Annotated in this window: 5 protein-coding genes; all 5 read right to left on the reverse strand. The window is 46.6% G+C overall.

Annotated features, from left to right (window positions below; all coding sequences use genetic code 11):
• Positions 1–432 precede the first annotated feature (432 nt).
• Positions 433–1,737, reverse strand: a complete 1,305-nt coding sequence (locus tag IM500_RS12410; RefSeq protein ID WP_190718971.1) for an ABC transporter substrate-binding protein — start codon at positions 1,735–1,737, stop codon at positions 433–435.
• A gap of 354 nt (positions 1,738–2,091) precedes the next feature.
• A complete protein-coding gene (gene ctpA / locus IM500_RS12415; protein WP_190718974.1) occupies positions 2,092–3,330 on the reverse strand; it encodes a carboxyl-terminal processing protease CtpA in 1,239 nt (412 codons plus the stop codon).
• Between the two features lie 191 nt (positions 3,331–3,521).
• Positions 3,522–4,601, reverse strand: a complete 1,080-nt coding sequence (gene fba, locus IM500_RS12420; RefSeq protein WP_002744497.1) for a class II fructose-bisphosphate aldolase — start codon at positions 4,599–4,601, stop codon at positions 3,522–3,524.
• A gap of 132 nt (positions 4,602–4,733) precedes the next feature.
• On the reverse strand, positions 4,734–5,861 hold the full coding sequence (locus IM500_RS12425) for an aldo/keto reductase (RefSeq protein ID WP_190718976.1): 1,128 nt from the start codon (positions 5,859–5,861) through the stop codon (positions 4,734–4,736).
• 205 nt (positions 5,862–6,066) lie between these two features.
• A complete protein-coding gene (locus tag IM500_RS12430) occupies positions 6,067–6,567 on the reverse strand; it encodes a bifunctional nuclease family protein (RefSeq protein WP_002758898.1) in 501 nt (166 codons plus the stop codon).
• Positions 6,568–6,827 lie beyond the last annotated feature (260 nt).

Consider the following 6,827-nt stretch of genomic DNA (forward strand, 5'->3'; position numbering starts at 1 on the left):
AACATTCCGCAATATTTACAAATTCTTAAAAATTAATTGAGAAAGATTTTTATTTAACAACGATGTTACAATGGTTACAGCGATTTTACTGAATTTCATAATGGGTTTTTCTGTGCTTTTTTGGACAGCAACGCTTGAAACCCTTGCCACAGCTAGAAGGTAATCCTAATTAAGACAGGTAAATGAGTCAATTTCACCCACAACGATGATCTTTTTTTTGTGTAGTTTTGTTGCAAAAAAAAAGTTTTTTTGACAAAAAGCACAAAGTATGAATGATGAATTATGAAGTGGGGTAGTGAAGTAGTGGGGAAGTGGAGCATTTGGCTGAAATTTCCCTAAACCCCTAAATCCCTATCCCCTACCTCCTGCCGACCGCCGACCGCCGACCGCCGACCGCCTCCTGACTCCTGATCACTGATTACTGATTACTGATTACTGATTAGGTGTCACCTGATCGATAACCTTGAGAGTCCCGTCATCCTTAACAGTCCAGACATCGTAACTACCGACCACATCGCCATTTTCATCGATATCCACATTGCCACTGGCCCCTTGATAGTTAATATCCTCGCCTTTGCGAATCATTTCCATGGCTTGACAAGCATCGGTTACTTCCGTCCCCGGACCGTTAGCCACCTCACGAATCTTGCTTTGAATCCCTTCACCAGTGTTAGATTTAGCCGCCTCGGCCGCTAACATCAATAAAATCCCCGCGTCCCAAGTATGGGGAACAAAAGCGGTGACATCCTTGCCGGTCTTTTCTTTCCAGAGAGTAGTAAAAGCACTTAAAGCTTGACCGTCGGCCCCGGGGACCGTGCCTAGGGCCCCAGCAATAATTGACTTACCATCGGTTCCTTTCCCCACCTGTTTGGTGAAATCTTCCGAATAAACCCCATCGGTGAGGAGGACGGTAACTCCTTTGGTCAATCCCTGTTTATAGGCCGCTTGCAGTAATAAACTGCCCGTTTCAGCGTAAAGGACTGCCGCTACAGCATCCGGTTGGTTAGCGAAGGCAGCCGCCGCTTCACTATCGAGAGTGGCAGCTTTCGGGTCATAACGGACAGGATTTTGCTTATTAGTGATAGTGCCGCCTAATTTATCGAAAGCACTCACGAATTCCCGTTCAAATCCGACTCCATAATCGTTATTGATCACGACGGTGGCCACATTTTGAAAACCCTTTTTCTTAGCTAGGACCGCTAAAGCTTGAGCTTGGTAGGTGTCCGGGGGAGCCGTCCGCGCCCAAAAACCTTTAAAATCGCCTTTTTTCGCCCTGTCAGTAAATACAGGACTGGTGCTACCCGGAGAGACTAACATAACTTTCTTTCTCACCGCCACATCGACGGCTGCTCCTGAGACGCTACTGGCAAAGGAACCGATCACACCGGCTACTTTATCCACCTCCGCTAGTTTCGTCATCGCTGAAGCACCGGCGGCGGGATCGGTTTGGTCATCTTCTTTCACGAGGGTGACGGGTTTGCCATTGACTCCACCACAGGCATTGATAGTCTCTACCGCTAGGGCGGCTGCTTCGGGCATATTTTGACCAATGGCGGCTAAATCTCCGGTAATGGGCAGTAAAGCCCCTAATTTTAAGCCTTGATCACCGGGGCCAGTGGTGGTGGGACTAGAGGCAGTGTTATCGGGGGTTTGGGCATTATTACAAGCGGTTAAAAAATTAGCTAACAGGGTGATGCTCAGGGTTAGGGCTAGGGGCGATCGAATATATCTCTGCATGGCAGTAAAATCAAGGATGAGTCAAGGTTGCAAGACTGAAAGGCCCGGACTGGGAAAATTCTAATCGATGTTAGCATTCTCTTCAAATCAAACAGGTTTCCATCTTAATCAGATATTGATGGAAAAAATGGCTAATTTGTTCGACCTATGCCGTCGGGTGTGGGGTAGTGGGGTAGTGGGGTAGTGGGTAGTGGGGAAATGGGGAAGTGGGGTGGGGAAGTGGGGAAGTGGGGAAGTAGAGCATTTGGCTGAAATTTCCCTAAACCCCTAAACCCCTAAACCCCTAAACCCCTCAATCTCTAAATCCCTATCTCCTGCCTCACCCCACCAACAAACTTTTTCAGTAAACCCCACTTAGGAAGCTTTGGCTAAAACGGTCTTCTGGTTTAAAAACTGAATCGCCGTTTGGTATTGACTATCTTTTTCGGTGCCGATTTCCTCATAGGTGATCGGTTCCTGTGCCACCACTTGATCGGGGATAATTCCTAACTTATGAATATCATGGTGGGCGGGAGTTTCATATTTGGCGACGGTAATCGCTAATCCTGCCCCATCGGGTAACTCGAATAAGGACTGAATTAATCCCTTACCGAAAGTCTTTTCTCCCACTAAAACCCCTCGCTGATTGTCCTGTAATGCTCCAGCTAAAATCTCGCTGGCGCTGGCGGTTCCCTGATTGACTAAAACCACTAGAGGCGCATCGGTTAAAGCATTGCCAGCAGCGGCAAAACTATCGGCAATTCCCTCGCGATTAACCGTATAAACGATCGTTCCCTGATTAATCCACATCCGAGCGATTTCTATACCCGCTTGCAGTAAACCACCGGGGTTATTTCTTAGATCCAAAATATAACCCTTTGCCCCTTGTTTTTGTAAGTTCGTCACCGCTTCCGAGACTTCTTTGGCAGCGTTAGCACTAAATTGATTTAAGCGCACATAACCGATGGGCAAGGAACTAGAATTTTTATCCAAAACCGCTACTACTGGACTTAAAGAAATGCGTTGACGGGTTAAAGATAGGGTTTTTGGTTGACTTTTTTGATCGGGAAGAATGACTAAGGAAACTTCTGTTCCGGGGGTGCCGCGCATTTTGGCCGCCGCCGCGTCGAGGGTTAAAGTAGTGGTATCGATGCCATCAATAAACAAAATGCGATCGTGGCTAGTCAAACCAGCGGCCTCAGCAGGAGAACCGGCAAGGGGGGCAACTACTTCTAAGTAACCATTGTCAGGATTGATATTAATTTGCAGTCCTACCCCCGATAATTCCCCCGTGGTGCTAATTTGTAGGTTATGGTATTGATCCGGTCGCAGGAGACGGGTAAAAGGTTCATCGAGAGTAGCTAACATCTGTTCGATCGCATTGTAGGCCGCCGTCCGATCGTTGAGGGGTTTTTTGATGAATTGTTCCCGCACCTGCCACCAGTTTTGATGATTAAATGTGTCATCATAATAAGATTGGTTGACTAATCGCCAAGATTGTAGTAGCAATTTTTGTTCTTCGCTAAAGGCGGCTGCTGTGGGTGTCCATGCCATCCAAGTCAGACAAAACCAAAATCCCACTAATAATCCCACCCACAACGATTTTTTTCTCATCTTGCTTCTCTTATAAATCAAGTGCTGATCTGCTGATTATTTTCAGTATAGTCTTTTCTCTGAAATCGATTCTTATCTGGTAACTCTTTCCCTTCAAGGGATTCCCATAAAAAAGAGGGTAGTTATGGTTAACTACCCCAAAAAATTCTACTAGATCGGTGCCATTAAGCGATCGCTTAATTGTTCAGCTACTAGACAGCCACAACTTTTTTGCTGACTTGGGTTAATTGCCCTTTAGCATATTTGGCTGCGTAATCATCGAGGGACATTTGTTTGATTTTGCTGGCGTTACCGGCGGTACCAAATTGTTGATAGCGATCGGCACAAACTTTCTGCATATAGGTGATCGAGGGTTTCAGGAAGAAACGGGGATCAAACTCTTTCGGGTTGCTGAATAGTGCTTCACGAACTGCGGCGGTAATTGCTAAACGGCAATCGGTGTCGATATTGATTTTACGCACACCACTCTTGATGCCTTTTTGGATTTCTTCCACGGGAACACCGTAGGTTTCAGGGATAGCGCCACCGAATTGGTTGATTAATTCGAGGAGATCTTCGGGGACCGAGGAAGAACCGTGCATGACCAAGTGAGTATTGGGTAAGCGGTTATGAATTTCTTCAATGCGGCTAATAGCGAGAATTTCGCCGGTGGGTTTGCGGGTAAATTTGTAAGCGCCGTGGCTAGTACCAATGGCTACTGCTAAAGCATCTACTTGGGTTCTTTCGACGAAATCTACCGCTTCATCGGGATCGGTTAACAGCATCGAGTGATCTAATTCCCCTTCAAAACCGTGGCCATCTTCCGCTTCTCCTTTACCGGTTTCTAAGGAACCTAAACAACCGAGTTCCCCTTCCACACTAGCACCGATCGAGTGAGCAACTTTTACTACTTCAGCAGTAACGTTAACGTTGTACTCGTAGGTGGCGGGAGTTTTAGCATCCGCTTCTAAGGAACCATCCATCATGACACTGGTGAAACCGTTACGGATCGCCGAGTAGCAGGTGGCGGGTTCATTACCGTGATCTTGGTGCATCACAATGGGGATATGAGGATAGGTTTCCACCGCGGCGGTGATCAAGTGACGCAGGAAGTTTTCCCCTGCATATTTGCGCGCACCGCGAGAAGCTTGCAGGATAACGGGGCTATCGGTGGCTGCCGCCGCTTGCATGATCGCTTGGATCTGCTCCATATTATTTACGTTAAAAGCGGGGATGCCATATCCGTTCTCAGCCGCGTGATCCAACAATAACCGCATGGGGACGAGTGCCATATCCTTTACTCCTTAATCTATTTCTTGTTTTCTGTCTCTTTAAATTCAAGAAAGTTAATTCTCTTACCTGTTAATCTTAAGATAGTTTTTACACTTTGACGATCCCCCAAAAAAATTTTTTCGGGTTTCGTCCTAAGATGACCACAATCTCCGTTGCGCTGGTCCGTTAAGTAGTTCGTGTGTATCAAATAACAGCTGGGGAATCGGTAATTTTTCCGGGCAGCGAGGTAAACAATCACCACATTCAGTACAATTATTGGCCTTGCGTCCGGGGAACCAATGACCGGCATTTTCCAGCATTCGATAGCGATACTGGCCAAAATCAGTCATTTCGTAAGCTACTGCCAGATTCCGCAGTCTCAACACTTCAGGGATATTAATATTTTCGGGACAGGGTAAACATTGATAACATTGGCTACATAAATCTGTAGCCAATTTATCGGTTAAATGTGCCTCTAAACGCTTAAAAACGGCAAGTTCTGCCGCATCTAGGGGCTGATCTCCTTCGCATACGTTAATAATTGTCTCTAATTCCTCTGGTATCGCTGCCCCGACGCTGAGGGTAGTAATGCGCGTATCGCTCAATAAAAAGCGATAATTTAGCTCTAAGGGTGAAAAAGGAGCGCATAATTCCTCTAGCTTCTTGGGAGGTCTGTGGAGACCACCTCCCTTATCAGCAGGGGAGATAATAAACACACCCATGTCCTTTGCTTGGGCCAAAGCGATCGCCGGTTGCTGTCTTTGCCAAAAAAAATAGTAATGGATATTGACAAAAGCGAAGAAATCTGTATTGATCGTCTCCAGAATAATTTCTAGGGGTGCATGGGTAGAAAAGCCAATATGACCGATTTTTCCAGCTTCTTGGGCCAGAAAAACGGCTTTCATGCAGCCTTGCGGGTCTTTAATCCAGTTTAAATGCTCGCGGGTGTTAATACCGTGAATTGCTAGACAATCGAGGTAATTTAATTGTAATCGTTCTAGGGATTCGGCGATCGCTTTTTCCATAGTTTGGCGATCGGGAGTGGGGACCAATTTCGTAGTCAGATAAACCCGCTCCCGCACCCCTTGACGCTGCAGGTAGCGACCGAGAAAAACTTCGCTATTACCGTAACCTCTGGCCGTTTCTAGGTGATTAATCCCCAATTCTAGGGCGCGATCAACTGTTGCGGTAAACACCGACTCTGAGGACAAACAGCGCATTGTCCCCAGGGAAAACAGCGAAAATTGCCAATTAGTACGGCCAAATCGTCGATAACGCATTGATTCAGTTATCAGTTATCAGTTATCAGTTACCAGTTATCAGTTATCAGTTACCAGTTATCAGTTGTTAGTTAGAAGGTATTGGGGGATGGGGTGTAGGGGTGATGGGGTGATGGGGTGATGGGGAAATGGGGAGAATAAATAAAAATAATCTCCTGTCGACCGTCGACCGTCGACCGTCTCCTGAATCCTGTCTCCTGAATGTTCACTGATCACTAAAATCACCGTGACGTTGGATCAGGTCTGAGGGGCTAAGATTGGAGACGAAATTGCGAAAAGCTTGACGTTCCTGCTCATCCGCGTCACGATCGACAGGGATAGAAGCGGAAGCGATCACTTCTTCCATTACCCAGACAGGACTGTTGGTACGCAGGGCAATGGCGATCGCATCACTGGGACGACAATCGATTTCTTTTTTGACTTCGCCGCGCTGGAGACAGAGAACAGCATAAAAGGTATTATCTTGGAGAGAATGGATGATAATCTTTTCTAAATCCATGTCCCAAACTTTAAAAATATTAGCGATCAAATCGTGGGTGAGGGGACGAGGGGGTCTTTGTTGTTCGAGGACGGTGATAATGGCCTTAGCCTGATCTTGTCCGATGTAGATAGGTAGGGCGCGACGCTCGGAACCATCCTTCAGCAGTACAATGGGACTGCGAGTGATAGCGTCTAGGGCAATTCCAGCGACTTTCATTTCGATCATGACTATGGCTTCTCCAAGATAGAGATTCAGCTAGGGAAGGAGTGGGAAAGCAAACTGAGTAATATAGTGCTTCGTTACACTCACAGTATGCCCTAAGATGGCAGAGATTAGCCTCATCTTTATTGACATCCTCGCCGCCCTAAAAGTGCGGCGATTCCTAAACCTCACGATTTAAGTTTCTGCTTCCACCACCGTCGCATACCACAGTTAAAAAACCATGTACTGTCTTACACAGAGTCCACAGACTTTCGCCCCATTTC

It is taken from the genome of Microcystis sp. M179S2 (assembly GCF_020245805.1).
Classification (GTDB): domain Bacteria; phylum Cyanobacteriota; class Cyanobacteriia; order Cyanobacteriales; family Microcystaceae; genus Microcystis; species Microcystis aeruginosa.